The sequence below is a fragment of the Amphibacillus marinus genome, from assembly GCF_900110345.1.
Classification (GTDB): Bacteria; Bacillota; Bacilli; order Bacillales; family Amphibacillaceae; genus Amphibacillus_D; species Amphibacillus_D marinus.
Map to the genome: position 1 here is coordinate 1 of NZ_FODJ01000011.1, position 22,915 is coordinate 22,915.

General features: G+C 38.7%; 17 protein-coding genes. 16 read left to right on the top strand and 1 reads right to left on the bottom strand.

The window, feature by feature from the left end:
• Positions 1 to 374 precede the first annotated feature (374 nt).
• Complete coding sequence (locus tag BM000_RS13170; protein ID WP_091499322.1) at positions 375 to 3,572, bottom strand: DEAD/DEAH box helicase; 3,198 nt, start codon at positions 3,570 to 3,572, stop codon at positions 375 to 377.
• A gap of 218 nt (positions 3,573 to 3,790) precedes the next feature.
• Between BM000_RS13170 and BM000_RS13175 the strand changes: the two genes are divergently transcribed.
• The 16 genes from BM000_RS13175 (at position 3,791) to trxB (ending at position 22,619) form a co-directional block, all read left to right on the top strand.
• Positions 3,791 to 5,374 carry a peptide chain release factor 3 gene (locus BM000_RS13175; protein ID WP_091499325.1) on the top strand — a complete coding sequence of 528 codons (1,584 nt, stop codon included), beginning with the start codon at positions 3,791 to 3,793 and terminating at the stop codon, positions 5,372 to 5,374.
• Between the two features lie 727 nt (positions 5,375 to 6,101).
• Positions 6,102 to 8,084: an excinuclease ABC subunit UvrB gene (gene uvrB, locus BM000_RS13180; protein ID WP_091499328.1), complete on the top strand. Its 1,983-nt coding sequence runs from the start codon at positions 6,102 to 6,104 to the stop codon at positions 8,082 to 8,084.
• Between the two features lie 5 nt (positions 8,085 to 8,089).
• Entirely contained in the window at positions 8,090 to 10,969 is a 2,880-nt protein-coding gene (uvrA, locus tag BM000_RS13185) for an excinuclease ABC subunit UvrA (protein WP_091499330.1), read from the top strand.
• A 2-nt stretch (positions 10,970 to 10,971) separates the two neighbouring features.
• Positions 10,972 to 11,325 (top strand): DUF1806 family protein, encoded by a 354-nt coding sequence (locus BM000_RS13190; protein ID WP_091499333.1) that lies wholly within the window; start codon positions 10,972 to 10,974, stop codon positions 11,323 to 11,325.
• A 15-nt stretch (positions 11,326 to 11,340) separates the two neighbouring features.
• Positions 11,341 to 12,000: a bacillithiol biosynthesis deacetylase BshB2 gene (gene bshB2 / locus BM000_RS13195; protein ID WP_091499335.1), complete on the top strand. Its 660-nt coding sequence runs from the start codon at positions 11,341 to 11,343 to the stop codon at positions 11,998 to 12,000.
• A gap of 37 nt (positions 12,001 to 12,037) precedes the next feature.
• Positions 12,038 to 12,241, top strand: a complete 204-nt coding sequence (locus BM000_RS13200) for a PspC domain-containing protein (RefSeq protein WP_091499338.1) — start codon at positions 12,038 to 12,040, stop codon at positions 12,239 to 12,241.
• On the top strand, positions 12,234 to 12,596 hold the full coding sequence (locus tag BM000_RS13205) for a phage holin family protein (RefSeq protein WP_091499341.1): 363 nt from the start codon (positions 12,234 to 12,236) through the stop codon (positions 12,594 to 12,596). The genes BM000_RS13200 and BM000_RS13205 overlap by 8 nt, the downstream gene beginning before the upstream one ends.
• A gap of 180 nt (positions 12,597 to 12,776) precedes the next feature.
• Complete coding sequence (pabB, locus tag BM000_RS13210; protein ID WP_245751678.1) at positions 12,777 to 14,612, top strand: aminodeoxychorismate synthase component I; 1,836 nt, start codon at positions 12,777 to 12,779, stop codon at positions 14,610 to 14,612.
• A gap of 104 nt (positions 14,613 to 14,716) precedes the next feature.
• Positions 14,717 to 15,670, top strand: a complete 954-nt coding sequence (hprK, locus tag BM000_RS13215; protein WP_091499346.1) for an HPr(Ser) kinase/phosphatase — start codon at positions 14,717 to 14,719, stop codon at positions 15,668 to 15,670.
• A 21-nt stretch (positions 15,671 to 15,691) separates the two neighbouring features.
• Positions 15,692 to 16,519, top strand: coding sequence for a prolipoprotein diacylglyceryl transferase (gene lgt, locus BM000_RS13220; RefSeq protein WP_091499349.1), 828 nt, complete (start codon positions 15,692 to 15,694; stop codon positions 16,517 to 16,519).
• A gap of 116 nt (positions 16,520 to 16,635) precedes the next feature.
• Positions 16,636 to 17,583, top strand: coding sequence for a nucleoside recognition domain-containing protein (locus BM000_RS13225; protein ID WP_091499351.1), 948 nt, complete (start codon positions 16,636 to 16,638; stop codon positions 17,581 to 17,583).
• On the top strand, positions 17,573 to 18,214 hold the full coding sequence (ppaX, locus tag BM000_RS13230; protein ID WP_091499354.1) for a pyrophosphatase PpaX: 642 nt from the start codon (positions 17,573 to 17,575) through the stop codon (positions 18,212 to 18,214). The genes BM000_RS13225 and ppaX overlap by 11 nt, the downstream gene beginning before the upstream one ends.
• A complete protein-coding gene (locus BM000_RS13235) occupies positions 18,214 to 18,729 on the top strand; it encodes an acyltransferase (protein WP_091499356.1) in 516 nt (171 codons plus the stop codon). The genes ppaX and BM000_RS13235 overlap by 1 nt, the downstream gene beginning before the upstream one ends.
• A 105-nt stretch (positions 18,730 to 18,834) precedes the next feature.
• Positions 18,835 to 20,442: an FAD-dependent oxidoreductase gene (locus BM000_RS13240; RefSeq protein WP_091499359.1), complete on the top strand. Its 1,608-nt coding sequence runs from the start codon at positions 18,835 to 18,837 to the stop codon at positions 20,440 to 20,442.
• Positions 20,443 to 20,585: 143 nt separating this feature from the next.
• Positions 20,586 to 21,590, top strand: coding sequence for a tetratricopeptide repeat protein (locus tag BM000_RS13245; RefSeq protein WP_091499362.1), 1,005 nt, complete (start codon positions 20,586 to 20,588; stop codon positions 21,588 to 21,590).
• A 78-nt stretch (positions 21,591 to 21,668) separates the two neighbouring features.
• Complete coding sequence (gene trxB / locus BM000_RS13250) at positions 21,669 to 22,619, top strand: thioredoxin-disulfide reductase (protein ID WP_091499364.1); 951 nt, start codon at positions 21,669 to 21,671, stop codon at positions 22,617 to 22,619.
• Positions 22,620 to 22,915: the final 296 nt, after the last annotated feature.

Below are 22,915 nucleotides of genomic sequence, written 5' to 3' on the forward strand. Positions count from 1 at the left end.
GTATTTAATCTTTCAATTTATGCTCACACAAATAAAAGAAGGGGTAAGCATACCTATCATCAAGCATTCAGCAGTCCCGTAGACTCCTATGGGAACAAATCACTTTGATGGGGTGAGTAATCGCAACCCCAGCGCGAGCCGAAGATCCACTTTGTCAAGCGTTCTGTGCTTGACAAAGTTAGCTGAGGCCGTGCCCATGTCTCGTTTGTGCCAGTGGGTGAAAGCGAAGGGACTGCTGAATGCGACACGCTATGCTAGTTAGTGGATTTTTTCATGTGTTTATTTTTAGCTAACTACGTTTAAAAACTCAATAATAAGTTTTAATGTTCGTTTTTTCCTATGTTAATATAAATTATGAAATTGACTCAAGTGTATTATTCATTCTGCTCAAATGTTAGTAGTTCGCGCAGTTGCGCTTCGGTTAGACTTGATAATAACGTGTTGCTTGGTGCAATTATCTGATCAACAAGTTCACGTTTTCCCTGTTGCAATTGAAAGATCTTCTCTTCAATCGTGCCCTCAGTAATTAAACGAATGACCTCAACTTTATTTTTCTGTCCGATTCGATGTGCGCGACCTGCCGCCTGCGCTTCGACTGCCGGGTTCCACCAAAGATCAAATAAAATAACAGTGTCTGCTCCTGTAAGGTTAAGGCCAGTTCCACCAGCCTTTAAAGAAACGAGGAACACATTGCAGTCACCATTATTAAATGCCTCTGCCATCTCCACGCGCTCAAGTGCTGGCGTTTGACCATCTAAGTAAAATGATAAATAGTTAAGCTTATTTAGCTCTGCTAAGATAAGCTTGAGCATGCTAGAAAACTGAGAAAAAATTAACACTCTGCGTCCTTGTGCTTGTAACTGTTCAAGAATAGTCAGTAAGAGTGAGAGTTTTCCCGACTCACCTTGATAATTATCTAAAAAGAGCTTAGGATGACAACAAATTTGTCGCAACCGGGTTAAGCCAGCTAAAATATCTAGCTTACCTGTTTCAAATTGGTTGCTCCGAATAGCCTCATCTAATTTCTGTTGCATCTTCTGCAAATACACGAGGTATACTTGTTTTTGCTCAATAGTGAGATCGGAATATTGTTCAAACTCTATTTTTTCCGGTAAATCAGGTAACACATCGATCTTTAATCTGCGTAAAATAAACGGTTGGGTAATTTGCTTAATCTGTTCATTTGAGTAGTTAACAAATTGTTTTTTGGAGCCAAGGAAACCAGGAGAAATGGTCTGAAATATTGACCATAACTCTTCTTGGCGATTTTCTATCGGTGTTCCACTTAAGGCAAAACGGTGAGTTGCCCTAATTTGTCTTGTTGCTTTGGCTGTTTGAGTAAGGTGATTCTTTATCGCTTGGGCTTCATCTAGTATTACAATATCAAACTGTTGATCTTCAAGTACCGGATAGTCCTGTCTTAATAACGGATAGGAAGTAATCAAGACGTCAACCTTTTTGTTACTTTTAATTCGTTCTCTTCGTTCTGTTTTAGTACCTGTAATTACTTTAACGATTAGCTCGGGAGCGAATTTTTGAAATTCTTTTTTCCAATTGTATAGTAAAGATGCTGGCGTAATAATAAGTGATTTTTGCTGAGCTGCTGTTTCCTTTTCACTTGCTATAAAACTAATTGCTTGAACGGTTTTCCCTAAGCCCATCTCGTCAGCTAGGATACCGCCTAAGTGATAAGAAGCGAGCGCTTTAAACCACTTAAATCCGATTAACTGATAATCTCTAAGTTCAGCGGTTAACCCAACTGGTAATGGATAATCATCCTTTCTTCCATGCTTAAGTGTCGTTAAAAGCTGTTTAAATGTCTTAGAGTAGTGCGTATTATTGTTTGACAATGCTTGTGTAATTTGAAGCCCACGTGCTGCATGAATATGCGCTTCACCATGTTGAATATCCTTTTTCTTAATACGAAGCTGATCAGCAAGGGCTTTAAACTCAGCAAAAGTTTGATCGTTTAGATCAATAAGGGGCCCATTTGAAGCTCGAAAATAGCTTTTTTTCTCTATTAATGCTTCAAGTAATGCATCAATATCGTCCTTTGTAATGCCTTCAATATCAAATTGAACATCTAACAACCCTGTTTGATGATTAAGGTCAATATTTGAGTGAAGCTGGGGCTTACTCTTAGTCAGCAATAGCTTAACCTTATCTGATAAATAAATAGAAGCTTGGTTAGTTAACTCAGGTATAACATTATTAATAAAGTGATGAATTTGTGCCTCATTAAATAGTTGAAAGCGCTGATTTAAATAATGAAAACCACTATTTTCTAATTTTTGAATGATCGCAGCTTCTCCCGCGAAATCCCTTAATAATACTTGCTCGTGATTAACTTGTTTTTGAAATGGACTAATTTCAATTTGGTCGTATTGAAAACTACAGCTAACTGTTAGTGATCCTTTTTCTTCATCTACAAATAGTTTCGGTAATAGCGGTGCCTGCTTCAATGTTCGCTCAGTCTCTGAGCTAAGCTGGACAGACCCTATTTGCTTTAGTTTGGGAACAACGTGACCAACGAAATCCGGCATTTGACTTCGATTAATTAGATAGGTTTGCTTTTGGCGATAAGGTAATAAAGCATAAAGCTGTTTTAGAATCTTAACCTTTTCTGAAGATAAGAAATAAAAATGGTTATTATAAACAAGAAGCTGATAAGCATGAGAAAAGTGATGCTTAAAGAGCTGACTAAGGTTAACAGAATAGGCGTGTTGATTGCTAAGCTCAACCTGAATAGCTAACTGTGGTAGTGATTGATAGCTGTGAATTTCTGCGAACGAGCTGTTATCCTCACTTTTAATAAATGTCAGCATACTCCCAACCAAATGTGCTAATAACTCCTTTAGTAAAAAAGGAGGAATGACCAGTTCTCTATTGTCAAGCTCTAAAAAATCTGTTCTATAGACATGAGCATGGTGAATCGCTTGTTCAACTAGCTCACAGATTAAAAGATCGTTTGGCATTAGAGAGAACAGATTAGGTCGATAACTAAAGGTATTGGTTATTTTATATACTTGCTGATTAAGGAGAGCCTCAATAAATTGTTCAATATCTTTAACAATAAATAATTGAGAGTCACCAGCTTTTATACTAAGTTTATAATAGGTTTCCATGTTGGCACCTTGTTTAACCTCTGTTAGGATAAACATGATCTTCAAAAGCTGTCTATCCTGTGAAACACCAGGTGCATTCGCTTCAAAGGCTTGAATCATTCTTAGTGGGAATGGATCAGTTGATTGTTGAATAACGGGTTCCTGGTAGACTTGATTAGGTTGTTGGCTATGACTAATGGCTAGCAAAACAGCGGCGATGTGTTTACAGGTGTAATGTGCTTCATAGGCTGGGCAGTTACAGGTTGCTTCAAGATCATCATCTTTAAAAAGAAATATTCTTACCTGATAGCTAGAGGCGCCTTTAACAGTAGCACTCCAGCATTGAATCGCCCGATTAAAGCTTAATTGGTGCACTCGCCCCTTTTTATAGTAGTCAAGGCCACGGCGATAGAAGCGCTGACCAGTAATTTTTATAATATCCTGTGTTTCGATAAATAATGATGACAAGAATAGCACCTCTTTTTTGATAATAAGTTAATTAAACGATATTGAGAATGTATCCCTTCATTATAACAAATTACTGCGCAAAGCTTAATTTTTCTTAAAGAGAAATTTATTAGCTACTAACTTAAGTGGAGGGGATTGACGTATACCTGTGAATTGTGCTAATTTCATTAAGATATAATATGAAAAAGTTCGAATAACTTAAGAGAAGGTATGGTTAGATGACAATTAAATTAGAAGTTGAAAGAAGAAAGACGTTTGCCATTATTTCGCACCCAGATGCAGGAAAAACTACCTTGACCGAAAAATTATTAATGTTTGGTAATTTAATTAGAACGGCAGGTACGGTTAAAGGAAAAAAAACAGGGAAGTATGCGACATCTGACTGGATGGAGATTGAGAAACAACGTGGAATTTCAGTAACTTCCAGCGTAATGAATTTCCCTTATAAAGATTTCAAAGTAAATATTCTTGATACACCAGGTCATGAGGATTTTAGTGAAGATACTTATCGGACCCTAACAGCCGTTGATAGCGTCGTGATGATCATTGATGCGACAAAAGGGATTGAAGCTCAGACAATTAAATTATTTAAGGTCTGTAAGATGAGAGGCATTCCAATTTTTACTTTTATTAATAAGATGGATCGAGAGGCCAGAGAGCCGTTAGCGCTGCTAGAGCAAATAGAGGAAGTATTGGATATTGAAACGTATCCGATGAATTGGCCCGCAGGAATGGGGAAGCGATTCTTAGGTATCTATGATCGTTATCAGAACCAATTTGTTAAGTTTAATGGTAACGAAAAAGAAAGTTATTTAGCGGATGGAGAGCTCGACAATCATCCGGACCTCATAAATGACCCAACCTTTCAAGATATGAAAGAGGAGCTCTCGCTATTGGATGAGGCGGGTGATCAGTTTTCATTGGATGCCGTTTTGTCTGGGGATCAGACACCAGTCTTCTTTGGTTCTGCCCTTGCGCCATTTGGAGTAGAGGTATTTTTTGATACGTTTATTCAAATGGCTCCCAATCCAAAGCCGAGAAAAACGACAGAAGGACTTATTCAGCCAGAAAAAGCTGATTTTTCAGGATTTATCTTTAAAATCCAAGCAAATATGAACCCAGCTCACCGTGATCGCGTAGCTTTTTTACGAGTGTGTTCTGGTAAGTTTGAACGTGGTATGACGGTTAAGCTAACGCGGTCAAATAAGTTAATTAAGTTAACACAAACACAACAATTTGTTGCCTCTTCACGAGACACGGTGGATACTGCATTTCCTGGCGATATTATTGGTATCTATGATCCGGGTATTTATCGGATTGGTGACACACTATTAGAAGGTAAAGAAAACTTTAAGTATGATGAGCTTCCCCAGTTTCCACCTGAGCTGTTTAAGCGCGTAACAGCGAAAAATGTGATGAAATCCAAACAATTTAAAAAAGGACTTGAGCAGCTTGTTCAAGAAGGGGCAATTCAGCTTTTTACCGGCTATCCAATGGAAAGTCATATTATCGGTGCGGTAGGTGAGCTTCAGTATCAAGTGTTTGAACACAGAATGAAACATGAATATAACGTAGAAGTTAATTTAGAGTCAATAGGAGAACGTATTCCAAGATGGCTAGAGTTGGAAAAAGTTGACACACAATTGTTTGATGACCGTAATTTACTTGTTAAGGATCGAGACGGCACTTTTCTGGTCTTATTCAAAAATGATTTTGCGTTAAGATGGTTTCAGGATAAACATGCTGATATTAAATTGATTGACCTTTACGATGTCAATAAATATGATCAATCCTATAGCTAAAACTTATTTAGAAGAACAACCCTTTAGCTCCCTATATTAATTTATTTATACTGGTTAACATTTAAAGCTGAGCATTTTTGTGCTCAGCTTTCTTATTTTTTAGCATCGAATTGCACTTAAATCATTAGCGTGACTAGTTTCCTAGCCAAGCAAATACGTCAATTGACGTTTTAATCAAACATACTTTTTGTTGTCACGGAGGAGCGACGCCGCTGTGGAAAGTAAGGTACTTCGCTTTCTGTGGACACGGCCTGGACTATCATCCTGTGTGCCGTTGGGTGCCAGAGCGACACTATTTTTTACAATGCAAGTAGTGAAAGAAGATGCCGTTTCGTGCCCTTTGGTGAAAGTGAATTCACGGTCGATTTGAGCGTAAAATGTGTCGATCATATAGACAATAGTCAAGTTCTACACGTCATTCTTGATATGATGTTGTCGTGCAGAAATTGTACATCTTTTTTAAACTTTGAAAGTTGAATTTTTATATAAAACACTTCCTAGTGTATGCTAAGTTTTTGCATTGGTAAAGAGTTTCCAAAGTATTTTAATGATAGTTCATTAAGCTTGCTTTGTTTTAACTAAAAACTTAAGCTTGGAAGGATGAGTTATCAAATTTTAAAAAATAATCGAATGTTCGTTCGCATTTATAAAATAAATTGTGTATAATAGGTTTAGCAATAAATTGGTTGGGCAAAAAGGTAGTTAGACAGATTGGAGGACGATAGTGATGGGGCAATCATTTGAATTAATTTCAAAATATAAGCCAGAAGGCGATCAGCCTAAAGCAATAAAAGAGCTTGTTAGTGGTGTGAGAGAGGGTAAAAGGGCTCAAACCTTACTTGGCGCAACGGGGACAGGGAAAACGTTCACCGTATCAAATGTGGTACAAGAGGTTAAAAAACCCACGCTTGTTATTGCCCATAACAAAACATTAGCTGGTCAACTATATAGTGAATTTAAAGAGTTTTTCCCTAACAATGCAGTTGAATATTTTGTTAGTTATTATGATTATTATCAACCAGAAGCTTACGTCCCTTCCACAGATACCTTTATTGAAAAAGATGCTAGTATCAACGACGAGATTGATAAGTTACGTCACTCAGCAACCTCTTCTTTATTCGAGCGTGAGGATGTACTCATTGTTGCGAGTGTCTCGTGTATTTATGGTCTTGGTTCACCAGAAGAATACCGTCGTCAAGTTCTGTCTTTACGGGTTGGAATTGAAAAGGATCGCGACGCATTGTTACGTAATTTAGTTGATATTCAGTATGCGAGAAATGATATTGACTTTCAACGCGGGACGTTTAGGGTGCGTGGCGATTCTGTTGAAATTATTCCTGCTTCTCGAGAAGAACATTGCTTACGTATTGAATTTTTTGGTGATGAAATTGAACGCATTCGTGAAGTGGACGCCTTAACTGGTGAAATACTGGGTGACCGTGAGCATGTGGCTATCTTTCCTGCCTCTCACTTCGTTACAGGAGAAGACAAATTAAAGGTTGCAATGAAAAATATAGAAGCAGAGCTTGAGCAGCAGCTTAAGTACTTTCGCGATCATGATAAATTGCTTGAGGCGCAGCGGATTGAACAACGAACCAGATACGATTTGGAAATGATGGCTGAGATGGGCTTTTGCTCTGGTATAGAAAATTACTCTCGCCATTTAACGTTACGAGAGGCCGGATCAACCCCATATACGCTCATTGATTACTTCCCAGATGACTTTATGATTGTCATTGATGAATCGCATGTGACACTTCCTCAGGTTAGAGGAATGTTTAATGGAGATAAAGCAAGAAAACAAGTGCTTGTTGATCATGGTTTTCGACTACCATCAGCTCTTGATAACCGACCTTTGACTTTTACAGAGTTTGAAGAAAAAGCTAATCAGTTTATCTTTGTTTCGGCAACGCCTGGACCATATGAGTTGGAGCATACCCCTAAGATGACCGAGCAAATTATTAGACCGACTGGTTTACTGGATCCCCTTGTTGATGTGAGACCAATTGAAGGTCAAATAGATGATTTAATTGGAGAAGTAAACAGGCGGATTAAACGAGATGAACGGGTGTTGATCACCACATTAACGAAGAAAATGTCAGAGGACTTAACCGATTACTTAAAGGAAATTGGAATGAAGATCGCATATTTACATTCAGAAATAAAAACACTGGAACGGATTGAAATCATTCGAGATTTGCGGGTGGGTAAATACGATGTTCTTGTCGGGATTAACTTATTAAGAGAAGGTCTTGATATTCCAGAAGTATCACTCGTTGCTATTCTCGATGCAGATAAAGAAGGTTTCTTAAGATCAGATCGTTCTTTAATTCAGACAATGGGTCGTGCTGCAAGAAATGAAAATGGTCAGGTCATTATGTATGCAGATCGGATGACTGATTCAATGCGCCGAGCCATTGATGAAACTGAACGAAGGAGAGAACAACAAGAAGCTTATAATCGCAAGCATGGCATAACACCAAAGACAATTAATAAAGAGGTGCGTGATGTCATTCGGGCAACAATGGCCGCTGAAGATCCAGCAGGCTATGATGAGGCACGACCTAAGCTGGCAGACATGAGCAAAGCAGAACGTATAAAACTAGTTGAGCAGATGGAACAAGAAATGAAGCAGGCTGCGAGAGAGCTTAATTTCGAAAAAGCAGCAGAATTACGTGATCTTGTTCTTGAATTGAAAGCGGAGGGATGATCAGGGTGGCAAAAAAACATATTTCAATTAAAGGAGCACGTGCTCATAATCTAAAAAATATTGATATAGATATTCCCAAGGATAAGTTAGTTGTTCTAACGGGATTATCTGGTTCAGGTAAATCCTCCCTTGCTTTTGATACGATATACGCTGAAGGACAAAGGCGCTATGTCGAGTCATTGTCAGCATATGCACGCCAATTCCTTGGGCAAATGGACAAGCCTGATGTGGATACGATTGAGGGTTTATCACCAGCAATTTCAATTGATCAAAAGACAACCAGTAAAAACCCCCGTTCAACGGTGGCAACGGTAACTGAAATTTATGACTATTTACGCTTACTCTATGCGCGTATCGGTCATCCTACTTGTCCAACGCATGGGGTTGAGATTTCATCGCAAACGGTTGAGCAGATGGTAGACCGCATTTTAGCTTATCCAGAGCGGACAAAGATGCAAATTCTAGCACCGGTTATTTCTGGTCGTAAAGGTGAACACGTCAAAGTAATTGAGCAGCTTAAGAAGGAAGGCTATATCCGACTTAGAGTTGATGGCGAAATGGTAGAAATTAGTGAGGATATCAAGCTTGAAAAGAATATAAAACACTCCATTGAGGTTGTGATTGATCGAGTTGTCATTAAAGAGGGGATAGCTGGTCGACTTAGTGACTCGCTAGAAACTGCGCTCAGACTTAGTGAAGGTCAAGTTATTGTTGATGTAATTGATGAAGAGGAGCTGTTATTCAGTGAGCATCATGCATGTCCAATTTGTGGCTTTTCTGTAGGTGAGCTAGAACCAAGGTTATTTTCATTTAATGCACCGTATGGCGCTTGTCCAGAATGTGATGGATTAGGTAGTAAGCTAGAGGTTGACGTCGATTTAGTTATCCCTAATAAGGCATTAACCCTTAATGAAGGAGCAATTGTTGCTTGGCAGCCAACGAGCTCACAATACTATCCACAGCTTTTAGCGAGTGTATGTGCACATTATGGCATTGATATGGACAAACCTATAAATAAGCTTCCTAAGCAGCAACTTGATAAGGTTCTTCATGGCAGTGGTAAAGAAAAGATTCATTTTAGCTATGAGAATGATTATGGTATGAAACGAGATACCCATGTTGAGTTTGAAGGTGTACTTAATAATATTTCCAGACGTTATCGCGAAACAAGCTCTGAGTACATTAGAGAACAAATGGAAAAATATATGGCACAAAAGGATTGTCCTAAGTGCGAGGGCAATCGGTTAAATGAGGAAGCTAGATCTGTCCTCATTAATGGCCTGCATATCGGTCGAGTTACACGTATGGCAGTAACCGAGGCAAGAGCATTTCTAGTGCAGCTTGAGCTTTCAAATAAGGAAAAAACAATTGCAAAGATGATTTTAAAGGAAATTGATAATCGGCTTACATTTCTAATTAATGTTGGCCTTGATTATTTAACGTTATCAAGAAAAGCAGGGACCCTTTCTGGTGGTGAGGCCCAGCGTATTCGTCTAGCTACCCAGATTGGATCGGCACTAACAGGTGTGCTCTATGTCTTAGACGAGCCCTCAATTGGACTTCATCAAAGAGATAATGATCGTCTAATTGAAACGCTACAACAAATGCGCGATTTAGGTAATACCCTTATTGTCGTCGAGCATGATGAGGATACCATGTTAGCAGCAGATTATCTTGTTGATATTGGTCCAGGTGCTGGGGAACACGGTGGCCAAATTGTTTCAAGTGGTACCCCAAAACAAGTAATGCGCGATAAGAAGTCGTTAACTGGTCAATACCTCTCAGGAGAGAAATATATTCCATTACCGCTTGAGCGTAAAGATACTGATGGTCGTTTTATTGAAGTTAAGGGTGGTGCCGAGAATAATTTGAAAAACGTGTCTGTTAAAATACCAATTGGGGTAATGACCACAGTTACAGGCGTGTCAGGCTCTGGTAAAAGTACCTTAGTCAATGAGATTATTCGCAAAAAGCTCTCAATGGTCTTAAATCGGGCCAAGCAAAAACCTGGTAAACATAAGGCGTTAACCGGAAGTGAGCATTTAGAGAAAGTAATTGATATTGATCAATCACCGATTGGCCGAACACCACGTTCAAATCCTGCGACATATACGGGCGTATTTGATGACATTCGCGATGTTTTTGCGCAAACAAACGAAGCCAAGATTCGTGGCTACAAAAAGGGGCGTTTCAGCTTTAATGTTAAAGGGGGACGCTGTGAAGCTTGCCGTGGAGATGGTATAATTAAAATTGAGATGCACTTTCTCCCAGACGTTTATGTACCATGTGAGGTATGTCATGGCAAACGTTACAATAGAGAGACGCTTGAAGTAAAATACAAAGGGAATAACATTGCTAATGTGTTGGAGATGACCATTGAAGAGGCGCTTGATTTCTTTAAAAATATTCCTAAAATTAAACGTAAATTACAAACCGTTTTTGATGTCGGTCTCGGCTACATTAGACTCGGGCAGCCAGCAACCACCTTATCTGGGGGTGAAGCGCAGCGGGTAAAGCTTGCAAGTGAGCTCCACCGGCGTTCAAATGGTCGTTCCTTATATATCTTAGATGAACCGACAACTGGCTTACATGTTGATGATATTGGTCGTTTATTAATTGTTTTACAACGGTTAGTTGAAAGTGGTGATACTGTGTTAGTAATTGAACACAACTTAGATGTCATCAAAACAGCTGATTATATTATTGATTTAGGACCAGAGGGTGGTGACCGCGGTGGTGAAATTGTAGCCACTGGTACACCTGAACAAGTGGCTGAGGTAAAGGCTTCTTATACAGGAAGATATTTAAAACCCATTTTATCAAGGGACCAACAGCGTAAGCAAGATCAAATTGCGCAAAGCTCGGCAAAAGGAATCGAGGTGTGACAATGAAGAAAATTAATTTGGAAAAAGTTCAAGAACAGCTTAATTATTATATAGGGGAGCCTGCATACCTGCACCTTGAAACAACCAATGGTGCATATGCAACCCATCATAATCGCGAGGCTTTTAATGTTGGTGCTTTTATTCGAAATACACAGATTACCTTTAACCAGGCGAAAATTAGTGGAGATGCCTCGAACTATCGAGTGGGTTTAAAGACTGAGCAAGGTTGGGTTTATGCTGAAGGACTGAGAGAGTACCACATTAATGAACAGGCACAATTACTGTTAGCTGGACATGATTTACAAGGGCGTTTACTTGTAACAATTGAGCTAAGTAAACATCCATTTGATAACTAAAAGGAGGCTGCTACTGTGGCACATAAGCATGTTGTTGTTATTTTCCCACATCCAGATGATGAAGCGTTTGGTGCTGCGGGAACGATAGCGCGTTTTCGAGCGCAAGGTGTTCCTGTCACGTATTTATGTGGGACATTAGGTGAAATGGGGCGCAATATGGGGAATCCTACCTTTGCGAATCGAGAAACATTGCCTCAAATAAGACAAGAAGAGCTTGTTAAGGCATGCCAAGTACTAGACATTAATCTTGAACAATTAGGTTACCGAGATAAAACGTTGGAATTTGAGCCGAAGCGTGATGTAGCCAAGCACTTATACAGTTTTCTAGAAAAAATAAAACCAACACTTGTGATTTCCTACTATCCTGGCTACGCCGTGCATCCTGATCATGATGCATTTGGCGCCGCTGCTATTGCAGCAGTTGAGCTCATTGAGCCAAGCCAGCGCCCAGAAGTTTGGGCGTTAGCGATTAAGAAGGATAAAGAAAAAGACCTAGGGGAACCACAGATTTATTATAAAATTACGGATACCTTCGAAAAAAAATATCAAGCCATTGTCGCTCACAAGTCGCAGGCGGCGGGAATATTGGGCGGAATTAACCAAGGGCCTGATCAGTTAGATGCAATAGTGAAAAATAAACTATCAACTGAAACATTTTATCGCTGGGAATTTTAAAAGGCTAAAAATTTTAAGAAGATAGGGAGGCTGTTATATGTCAAAAAAGTTATACCGCTCAGATACAAATATCATGCTTACTGGTGTCTTAGGTGGTGTCGCTGAATACCTAGAGATTGATGCTACGCTCGTTCGTTTAGGCTACGTTATCGCAATGATTTTTAGTGCAATTTTCCCTCTGGTGTTACTTTATATCGCAGCCGCTATCATCATTCCCAAAAAAGGTGAGACAAATGACTAAATGGCTATTATCGTTGATCTTAAATGCGATTGCATTAGTTGCTGTGGCTCAGTTATTTGACGGCTTTCATATCGATACCTTTGGGATAGCCTTACTCGCTAGCTTTATCATTTCAATTTTAAATGCAGTTGTAAAACCATTGTTAATTATTTTGACTTTACCAATTACCTTGTTATCACTGGGACTGTTTTTATTTGTCATTAATGCTATTACACTAATGCTAACCCAGGAGTTTCTTGGTTCTGGATTTGTAATTGAAAGCTTTGGTCTTGCCGTGATGGCTGCTATTGTAATTTCGCTTATTAATCTGGTCCTTAATAAATTAATAAGAGATACCCTTTTAACGAGTAAGTAAAGGACCGATATGAACAACGTGCCATTCGGTTTATTTTAGGGAAACTCTTTTTTCAGTAATGGATTCAGGTGACCGATTGTGCTTGCTTCACTAGATGGTGTTTAATTATATATTTTGTTTTCTGAACGTTTTCTCTGCATAATAGAGATGACGTTCTCTGTTATGTTACGGAGAATGTTATTGAAGGAAGCCAGTAGTGGTTACAGGTACTTATGTAATCGGCATAAATTAAGCAAAATATTGGCACAATATGCCATGGATATCGAGGTGATAATGATGAAGGAAGTTAATTTAAGGTTTGATTTTTCTAATGGCACTCAAGAAGGTCAGTCTTTGCTTTTTAAAAATCCAGAGCGGATCTTCTCTACTTATAAACGATCAGAAATAGTACCGATACTTAAGGAACTAGAACAAGAAATTGAATTAGGTAGATATATTGCCGGTTATTTATCTTATGAGGCTGCTCCAGCGTTCGATGTTAATTATCAAGTGAACAGTGGTGCTGATATGCCTTTGCTTTGGTTTGCCAGCTTCAAGAAGCCTTCGCCAGCCCCCCCTTTTAGTAAGTTAGCAAATTTTGAAATTGCCAATTGGCAGGATACCCAGTCATACCATACCTATCAGGATAATATTCGCAAAATTAAAGAAGCAATTAGAATTGGCGATACATATCAAGTGAACTATACTACTCGATTGCTAAGTAATTTTAAAGGTGATGGTGCATCTTTTTATCATAAGCTAATGAAGAATCAACAAGCCTCTTATAGTGCTTTTTTAGATTTAGAAAATTATCAAATATTATCAGCCTCTCCAGAGCTTTTTTTCAAGGTGAATAATGGTGTCATTACAACTAAACCAATGAAAGGTACTGCGAAGCGAGGGCTCGATTATTATACTGATGAGGAGCAAAAGGCTTATTTAACTGGCTCGGAGAAGGAGCGGGCCGAGAATCTAATGATTGTCGATTTATTGAGAAATGATTTAGGGAAAATTGCCGTCGAGGGTTCGGTTCATGTGCCGCATTTATTAAGTGTCGAAACCTATCCCACTGTGCACCAAATGACCTCCACCATCAAGGCTACTCTGAAGCCAGAAAGTGGCTTGACGAATTGGTTAGCTGCCCTGTTTCCGTGTGGGTCAATAACTGGTGCCCCTAAAATTAAAACAATGGCGTATATTAAACAGCTTGAGTCGACAGCTAGAAATGTTTATTGTGGCACGATTGGTTACGTTACGCCAAATAACGAAGCTGTTTTTAATGTGCCAATTCGAACAGTGACCTTAAATAAACAAACTGGACGAGCTCTTTACGGTGTTGGTGGGGGAATCACATGGGATTCTGAATCTGAGCTTGAATATGATGAAATCCAAACAAAGGCTGCTCTATTAACTGCTGAGCAACAATCTTTTAGTTTACTCGAGTCACTCAGTCTTTGTAACGGACAGTTCGAGCGCAAGGAGGCTCACTTAAAAAGGTTAACGAACTCTGCTGAGTATTTCCAGTTTAATTTTAACAAATCACTCATTCTTAATGAATTAAGTTATCTAGCCAAACGTTTTCCTTCTGGCCACTATAAAGTAAGACTGTTAGTTAACAAAAAGGGTTTGCTAAAACAAACAATTGCGCCGCTTAAACCGTTAGAATCAAACGTTACTTGTTATTTAGCGAAAACACCAATAACGACTAATACGCCTTTTGTATATCATAAAACGACGCAGCGGCAATGCTATCAAAAACTAGCAGTAAATGAGGAAGATAACTTTTCTACTCTGCTTTGGAACAAGCAAGGCCACTTAACTGAGTTTACAATTGGTAATCTAGTGCTTAAGCTTGGTAATGAATTTGTAACGCCCCCGCTTAATTCTGGACTGCTGCCAGGTGTATTTCGTGACCAGTTGTTAAAAGAAAACAGGATTTCCGAGAAAATCTTAGCTAAGAAAGATATTAATGAAGCTGAAGAAATTTGGTTAATTAATAGTGTTAGAGGATGGGTCAGAATAAATGAAATAAAATAGATAAAAACTTTGATCTGCTAAGCTTGTTTTAGTGTCATATAGCTAGAAAAAGTGCTACAATAGTGACACATATGTTTAAGTGAAGCTAGATGGAGGGAAGCCAGATGGCCAAAGTACAGACGAAAGATTTGTTGGAACAATTTAAATTAGAACTCATTGCAGGTGAGCAAGGGTTAGATCGAGAATTTATTATGAGTGATATTTCACGCCCAGGTATTGAGTTAACTGGCTATTTTCGTTATTATCCGAAAGCAAGGTTGCAAATTCTTGGGAAAACAGAATTATCGTATTTTAAGGAGCTTACTACAGAAGAACGGGTTGATCGATCTGTTAAGCTTTGTACAGATGTCACCCCATGTATTGTTATTTCACGTGGGATGGACGTTCCCCAAGAATTAGTTGATGCCTGTAATGAAACGCATGTTCCGTTGCTACGCTCGCCATATAAAACCACTCGTGTAGTTAGTCGGCTTACCAATTTCCTTGAAGCCAAATTTGCGCCGTTTACGGCAATGCATGGTGTGCTTGTTGATATCCATGGTGTTGGTGTAATGATTACTGGGCAAAGTGGTGTAGGAAAGAGCGAAACTGCCCTTGAACTTGTTAAACGTGGGCATCGACTTGTTGCCGATGATAGCGTTGAGATTCGTCAAGAGGATTATGATCGATTAATTGGCTCATCACCAGAGCTAATTGAACATTTATTAGAGATAAGAGGATTGGGCATAATTAATGTGATGACCTTATTTGGCGCAAGTGCAGTACGGTCACATAAGAAAATTGATTATGTCATTAATTTGGAAAATTGGAATGATAAAAAACAATATGATCGCATTGGAATGGAAGAGGAAACAATAAAGATCATTGATGTTGATGTACCTAAAGCTACGCTACCTGTAAGACCAGGGCGAAATTTAGCAGTTATCATTGAGGTTGCTGCAATGAATTTCCGTCTTAAACGTCTAGGTGTAAATGCTGCTGAAGAATTTTCAACGCGATTAACAAAAATGATTGATCAAGAGAAATCAAATTTAACCAAGGGAATTGATTTTGATTAACCCCTTGTAAGGGAGATACTTATGCCATTATTAAATACACCGCTTAATCCAATCTTTTTAGAATTAGGCCCGATAACAATTTATTGGTATGCGGTAATTATTGTTACTGGAGTTGTGATTGCTCTTTGGCTGGCAACGAAAGAAAGTGTCCGCTTAGGGTTGCCGAAGGAGCTCTTTACTGACCTATTAATGTGGGCCCTACCAATCGCCATTATTTCCGCGCGCATCTACTATGTGATTTTTGAATGGGAGCGCTATGCAAATCGCCCTTTTATTAGCTTAATAGCTGTCTGGGAGGGTGGCATTGCTATTCATGGTGCTTTAATCGGTTCGGTTATAACCGCATACATATTTGCCAAAAAAAGAGATATTCCCTTTTGGAAAATTGCTGATATTGCCGCACCAAGTATTATTATTGGGCAAGCAATTGGACGGTGGGGAAACTTTATGAATCAGGAGGCGCACGGAGGACCTGTTTCTGATGCGGCTTATGAAAATTTTATTCGCTTCTTACCAAATTTTATTGAGAATCAAATGGTTATTGATGGTGTCTTGTATCATCCAACATTCCTTTATGAATCACTCTGGAATTTATTGGTGTTCGCTGGGCTTTTGTGGTTTAGGCGACAGAATCCGTTGCGCGGAGACGTCTTTATCCATTATGTGATTTGGTACTCGGTCGGTCGCTTCTTTATTGAGGGAATCAGAACGGACAGCTTATATATAATAGGTGCATTAAGAACAGCACAAGTTGTTTCAATTGTGGCAATTATTGTTGGGATTGCTTTGCTCATTTACCATCGCAAGAGTAATACGATACAAGTTAAATACAATGGTAAGAAAATTTAACTGTTGAAACCTGCCTATGTCACCTAAATAGGCAGGTTTATTAAAATAAGGGTATGCTAACAGTTTAGCATTATTCGTCAAAGTAAAAAAAGACAAAAAAGGTGAGGGATGATTGCGTGGGGGCTATTTTAGTTCGAGGATTAAAGCAAGGGATAAACGTTACATGGACATTAAGTAAGGTTATTTTTCCAATTACGCTACTCATTAGTTTGTTGCAGTTTACACCGGTATTACCTTGGTTAATCAATCTAGTCAGACCTTTAATGGGTTTGTTTGGTCTTTCGGGAGAGGCTGCTGTGCCACTTGTGTTAGGGAATTCATTGAACTTATATGCCGCTATTGGGGCACTTGTTTCCTTTGAATTTACTGTTAAAGAAGTTTTTATTATGGCGGTTATGCTATCTTTTTCTCATAATTTATTTGTTGAGTCAAGTGTTGCTATTAAAGTCGGCTTGCGTTGGCCAATTGTAATTGGTGTGCGGTTGTTACTCGCCAGCTTGTCAGCAATTATCATTCAGTTAAGCTGGTCTGGTGGACAAGAAGTTGCTCAATATGGCTTTGTCCCAACAAATGCTAATGCACCAGAAGGTATTGTTGAAATAGGTTTAGAAGCAATTACTAAAGCTTCTACTAGTATTATTCAGTTGATGATGATTGTCATCCCACTCATGATTATCATGCAGTTTTTTCGCGATTTAGGCTGGATGAGTAAAATCTCGCAAGCATTCAGTCCGTTTACCAAGATTTTAGGCATTAAGCCCAATGCTTCAATGACGCTAGTGGCAGGTCTTTCAATTGGCCTTGCATTTGGTGCCGGTGTTATGGTTCAAGCGGTTAAAGAAGATGGTGTTGCTAAAAAGGATATGTACCTCTCCTTTATTTTTTTAGTTGCTTGCCATGCGGTCATTGAGGATACCTTAATCTTTATTCCCTTAGGCATCCCGGTTTGGCCATTATTAATTATTCGATTAGTAACAGCAATTTGTTTAACAGCATGTATCGCATTTTTCTGGAGACAATCAGAATATAAGGAAAGAAAGGAATCAATTCGTTATGAAAATTAAAACTTTACTTTTTGATTTAGATGGAACATTAATTGACACAAATGAACTTATTATTGCCTCATTTCTTCACACGTTAAAGAAGCATACTGGTAAGGACTATTTAAGAGAAGAAATTCTACCATTTATCGGTCCCCCATTAATTGAATCACTAACTAAGGTCGATCCATCCAATGCTAATGCACTAATGGAAACGTATCGCGCGCATAATTTATCAAATCATGATGCTTATGTAAAGGCTTATCCTACAGTAGTAGCAACAATTAAAAAGCTACATAAGGCTGGCTACAAATTAGGAATTGTTACAACAAAAATAACCGATACTGCCCGCTTAGGCTTAGAAATTACAGGTCTGCTACCATATTTTGATGTTGTCATTGGGTTAGATGAGGTTGAGCATGCTAAGCCTCACCCAGAACCTGTCATCAAAGCACTGACTGCATTAGGTCAAACCCCTTTTGATGCTATAATGATTGGTGACAATTATCATGATATAGAGGCTGGCCAGAATGCGGGTACTCGAACAGCTGGAGTAGCTTGGAGTATTAAGGGGCGGGAGACATTAGCCGCTTATAAGCCGGATTATATGCTTGAGCAAATGGATGATTTATTAACCATTTTAGAGGTGGAATAATGCGTAAGCTTGAGCGCTACCCAGTCCAAGGAGCGAATGCTTTATGGCAATTGTATAAAACCGTCTCCTTTTATAAAGTGCTAAAAAATTTTATTATCATTCAGATCGCCAGATATACGCCTTTCCTTGCTTGGAAAAATTGGTTATATAAAAACCTGTTGCACATGGAGGTAGGAGCTTATACTGCCTTTGCTTTAATGGTTATGGTTGATCTTATGTTCCCAGAGCGAATTAAAGTTGGAACGAATTCGGTAATTGGCTACAATACAACTTTGTTGACACATGAGTATTTGATTAAAGAGTACCGCTTGGGTAATATTATTATTGGTAACGAGGTCATGATTGGAGCGAACAGTACTATTTTGCCGGGTGTCACTATTGGAGACGGGGCAACAGTTGCTGCCGGAACTATTGTAGCAAAGGATGTGGATGCTGGATCATTTGTTGCTGGAAATCCAATGAGAGTTGTTTTTACAGCTAAAGAGATGCTTGAGCGTAAGCAGGAGGCTGAATAAACTGCTTAGCGGCTATTAGTAAGTTGCTAATATTAACCGTTTATTTTACTTTGGTAAGGTTAAAGCAGGGAACATCATGATTTCACATGAAGAGGAGGAGTCGCTATGACTTTGTCAAATTGTAACAGAATTGAAATGATTCGTAGATTAGCTAGTCAAAGCTTCGATGTTATTATCATCGGAGGTGGTGTGACGGGTGCAAGTATAGCTGTTGAAGCAGGTTTGCGTGGGATGAGAACCTTACTCGTTGAGAGACACGATTATGCTTCAGAGAGATCTGGACAGTTTAGTCCGTTATTGGCTAATCATTTCTTCTCTTCAAAGAAAGAATGGAAGCAGGCTGTTGCCGAGAGAAAGCTGTTTGAAACTAACTTCCCATTATTAGTAGATGAAGCGGATTATATAAATTTGAATTATGTTGGCGATAAGCAAAGTCAACATGGTCCGTATATGAGCAAAAAGCAATTGTCCCCGTCTCAGCAGCGCAGTTTTCTTGTGAAGCGAGCGCAACGGCTTTCGGAAAAAAATGTGCAAGCCTATTTACCCGAACTTAATACTAAACAGTTAAAATCCGCCCAGCTTATTAAAGATGTACATATTGATCAAGCAAAGATGACAATGGGTCTGATAAGGAAAGCACAACAACATGGTGTGGAAACAGTAAATTATATGAAGGTTACAGGATTTAATTATAACGCCGACAATCTGATAAATGGTGTTGTCATTGAAGAGCAGTTAACAGGCGAGCAGTACTATTTCCAGGGGCAGAAAATAATTAATGCGACAGGTATTTATTCAACAGATTTGCAACAGTTAGATATGAAAAAAAAACAAGCTCCTATTCGTGATAGGGTCAAAAGACTGCAACTTATTGTCCGATCAGAAGATCTACCCATACCCCATCCAATCTTATTCCCAGCAATAGATAGCGGGCAGTTAATTGAACTTTTTCCATATCGAAAATGGGTGCTCATTACAACCACTGTCGCTTTGGCCGATGAGGAGCAATTAGACTACTTGTTTTCATTCGAAGAGTTTGAAGGTTTAAGTAAAAGCATTTATGCTGTTAACGACAAGGCAAAATTAACGCTTGAACGGGTGGTTGATTTTAACATTTCATATCAATCCACGTCTGCCTATTTTGGTGAAGGCGAACTAGAACGATCTTTGTCAGGCTTAATTTCAAGCACAGGCGTTCCCTTAATTTTCTATCGCGTTCATGCTAATCATGTTGTCAATTTAATTGCTCAAGAATTTAAAAAGAAACAATTGATTCTCTATTCAAGATCCGAAACAAGAAAGCTAGTGATTCTGGACGATCATGCTGTTAGAGCAAATAAACGTCCAGAATCGTTTAATCATACATGGCTTAATGATGAATTTATTAGGCAAGTTTGCAATCGTGAAGGTGATCAGACTGATTTAATAACGGAATTACTTCAGGAAGCCGAACAATTGCAAAGCAAATACCCAATGGCTAAATCACTCTTAATTGAATTACTATTTGCAATTCGTTACGAATCAGTATACAAGCCAAGTGATTTTCTAGTGAGGTATTTACGACTGAGCATACTTGAAATCGGTAATATTGCCGAACAGATACCTTATATGTTAAGCTTCCTCTCTGATCAGCTATCTTGGTCGAAGGAAGAACGTTCATATTATGAGAGAGAATGTCGTATGTGGTTAATAAAGAACCAAGTTTTATTATGAAATGCAGGGCAAGCTCCTTGTGCACTAACGAATTATTTGCAGGTAAGAATAGCGATTTAAAAAGTTATCTACTTGAACCAGTCTAGATAAAGAAAGTATGTTATACTTCTGACTGTATGAAATCCTGTTTAAAGGGGTCGCTAATGACTAATAATAAAAAAGATAAGAAAGAAACGCGTAATCATGGTGTCATTCCTTTTGTCCCAGAAGGAGATTTCTTCTTCTCAAAAGGGGTAGAGGCCTTCTATAAGCGTAAGTTTGATCGTGCTTTAAAGTGGTTAAAAAAGGCTGCCGAAGTGGATCCAGATGAAGCCCTTTATCCTGCTCAAATGTCAATTATTTATACAGAAATAGGTGCTTACCATGCGGCAAATCAAATTTTAACAGAAGTAATTGATAAGCATGGAAGCGATTATTATGATTGCTATTATTTAATTGCTAATAATTATGCGCATCTCGGCTTACTTAATGAAGCTCAAAAGTATGCATCACTTTATTTAGAAAAAGACCCATCCGGGGAATTTATCTCTGAGGCTGAGCAATTGTTGACGGTGCTAGACGAGAGCTTTGAAGAGGATGAGGATTGGCTAGAAGATGATGAACTGCTAATCTATCAAGAGACAGCATTTTATCACCTTCAGCGTCATGAATGGGATTTAGCAAGTACCTTATTAGCCGAAATGATTGATCGTTTCCCAGATTACCCACTAGCCCAACGCTACTATTTCTATGCCCAATTTTTTGCTGGAAATAAAGCTAAGGCAATTAAAGCGGAGGAAAGTTTTCTAGAACAATCACCTGGTTCTTTATTTGCCTTAGCTAATTTAGCTGTATTCTATCATGAAGTGGGTAATACTGACCGCCAGGACAGGATTGTTAAGCAATTGTTAAATGTATACCCGATGCAATCAGAGCAATCATTAAAGATTGCCTTGACACTGGCACATACTGACTATCTTGCCGAGGCTTTTCAGCGATTTTCGGTGTTACCTAAGCGCAAGGTGAAGAGTCATTTAGAATACTATCGGGGATATGCAAAAGTGGCTTACCTTACTGGTTTTAAAGTGGAAGCTGAGAAAATTTGGGCAGAAGGTTGTAAGCTTCATGAAATATTAAGGCAAGAACCCTTTCCATGGAAAGTGGATTAATACTGAGCAAATCAGTGGACTGAGAATTGGAAAGCGATCATAATAAGGAAAAGATTTATTTGATATGGAGGGAATATGATGTCAGAGCAACATGTGTATGATGTGATAATTATTGGGGCTGGTCCCGCTGGTATGACCGCTGCTCTATATAGCTCACGAGCTAACCTTGATACGCTTATGATTGAGCGTGGCATTCCAGGTGGGCAGATGGCTAACACTGAGGATGTAGAAAACTATCCTGGCTATGAGAGTATCTTAGGTCCTGAATTGTCTAATAAAATGTTTGAGCATGCTAAAAAATTCGGAGCAGAATATGCTTATGGTGATATTCAAGAGGTGACTGATCAAGGTGAAATTAAGGTTGTTAAAGCTGGGCAAAAAACATATTATACTAAAGCTATAATTATTGCGACCGGTGCCAAATATAAAAAATTAGGTGTACCAGGCGAAGAAGAGTTGTCAGGTAGAGGCGTTTCCTATTGTGCTGTATGTGACGGAGCATTCTTTAAAGGCAAAGAACTCATCGTCGTCGGTGGTGGTGACTCTGCGGTTGAAGAGGGCGTTTATTTGACGCGTTATGCGAGCAAAGTAACGGTTGTTCATCGACGTGATCAATTACGTGCCCAAAAAATTTTACAAGAACGAGCATTTAAAAATGAAAAAGTTAATTTCATTTGGGACACCGTTGTCAAATCAATTAATGGCGAGAATGGAAAAGTGGGTTCAGTGACCTTGGAAAATGTTCAAACTGGTGAAACGTATCAGCATCATGCTGATGGAGCGTTTATTTATATTGGATTGGTTCCATTAAGTGAACCATTTGTAGCACTAGGTATTACGAATAGTGAAGGTTATATTCCAACAAATGAAAACATGGAAACAAAAATCTCTGGTATCTTCGCTGCCGGTGACATTCGGGAGAAAGAGCTAAGACAAATTGTTACTGCCACAGGTGATGGGAGTATTGCTGCGCAACGTGTGCAGGCATATATTGAGTCATTAGCTGAGAAGCAAGAAACAACGCATTAATTTATGGTATGTTATTAATGACAAGCAATTTTCTGAAAAGAAACCAATCTTTACCTGATTTTAATCACCCTGTAACACGACTGAAACACTAATTGGGTATAATAAAAATAATTAATTAACCCCCTTTTTTAAATACATTTTGACGCACAGACTCATCGTCTGTGCCTTTTTTTTGGGGTTGTATATCAAACATACTAAAATTAGTAGTGTTTAATATACAACCTTTTTTGTAAACAAATTAGTTCAATTAGCAGCGGCTAAGAAGCAATATTAGGATGTCAAAACTTTTAGCTCGT

What these genes read in the sequence shown, in the direction of transcription:
- BM000_RS13175 (WP_091499325.1), top strand. Translation starts at nt 3,791, where the DNA reads ATGACAATTAAATTAGAAGTTGAAAGAAGAAAGACGTTTGCCATTATT.
- uvrB (WP_091499328.1), top strand. Translation starts at nt 6,102, where the DNA reads ATGGGGCAATCATTTGAATTAATTTCAAAATATAAGCCAGAAGGCGAT.
- BM000_RS13190 (WP_091499333.1), top strand. Translation starts at nt 10,972, where the DNA reads ATGAAGAAAATTAATTTGGAAAAAGTTCAAGAACAGCTTAATTATTAT.
- BM000_RS13200 (WP_091499338.1), top strand. Translation starts at nt 12,038, where the DNA reads ATGTCAAAAAAGTTATACCGCTCAGATACAAATATCATGCTTACTGGT.
- BM000_RS13205 (WP_091499341.1), top strand. Translation starts at nt 12,234, where the DNA reads ATGACTAAATGGCTATTATCGTTGATCTTAAATGCGATTGCATTAGTT.
- hprK (WP_091499346.1), top strand. Translation starts at nt 14,717, where the DNA reads ATGGCCAAAGTACAGACGAAAGATTTGTTGGAACAATTTAAATTAGAA.
- lgt (WP_091499349.1), top strand. Translation starts at nt 15,692, where the DNA reads ATGCCATTATTAAATACACCGCTTAATCCAATCTTTTTAGAATTAGGC.
- ppaX (WP_091499354.1), top strand. Translation starts at nt 17,573, where the DNA reads ATGAAAATTAAAACTTTACTTTTTGATTTAGATGGAACATTAATTGAC.
- BM000_RS13235 (WP_091499356.1), top strand. Translation starts at nt 18,214, where the DNA reads ATGCGTAAGCTTGAGCGCTACCCAGTCCAAGGAGCGAATGCTTTATGG.
- BM000_RS13240 (WP_091499359.1), top strand. Translation starts at nt 18,835, where the DNA reads ATGACTTTGTCAAATTGTAACAGAATTGAAATGATTCGTAGATTAGCT.
- BM000_RS13245 (WP_091499362.1), top strand. Translation starts at nt 20,586, where the DNA reads ATGACTAATAATAAAAAAGATAAGAAAGAAACGCGTAATCATGGTGTC.
- trxB (WP_091499364.1), top strand. Translation starts at nt 21,669, where the DNA reads ATGTCAGAGCAACATGTGTATGATGTGATAATTATTGGGGCTGGTCCC.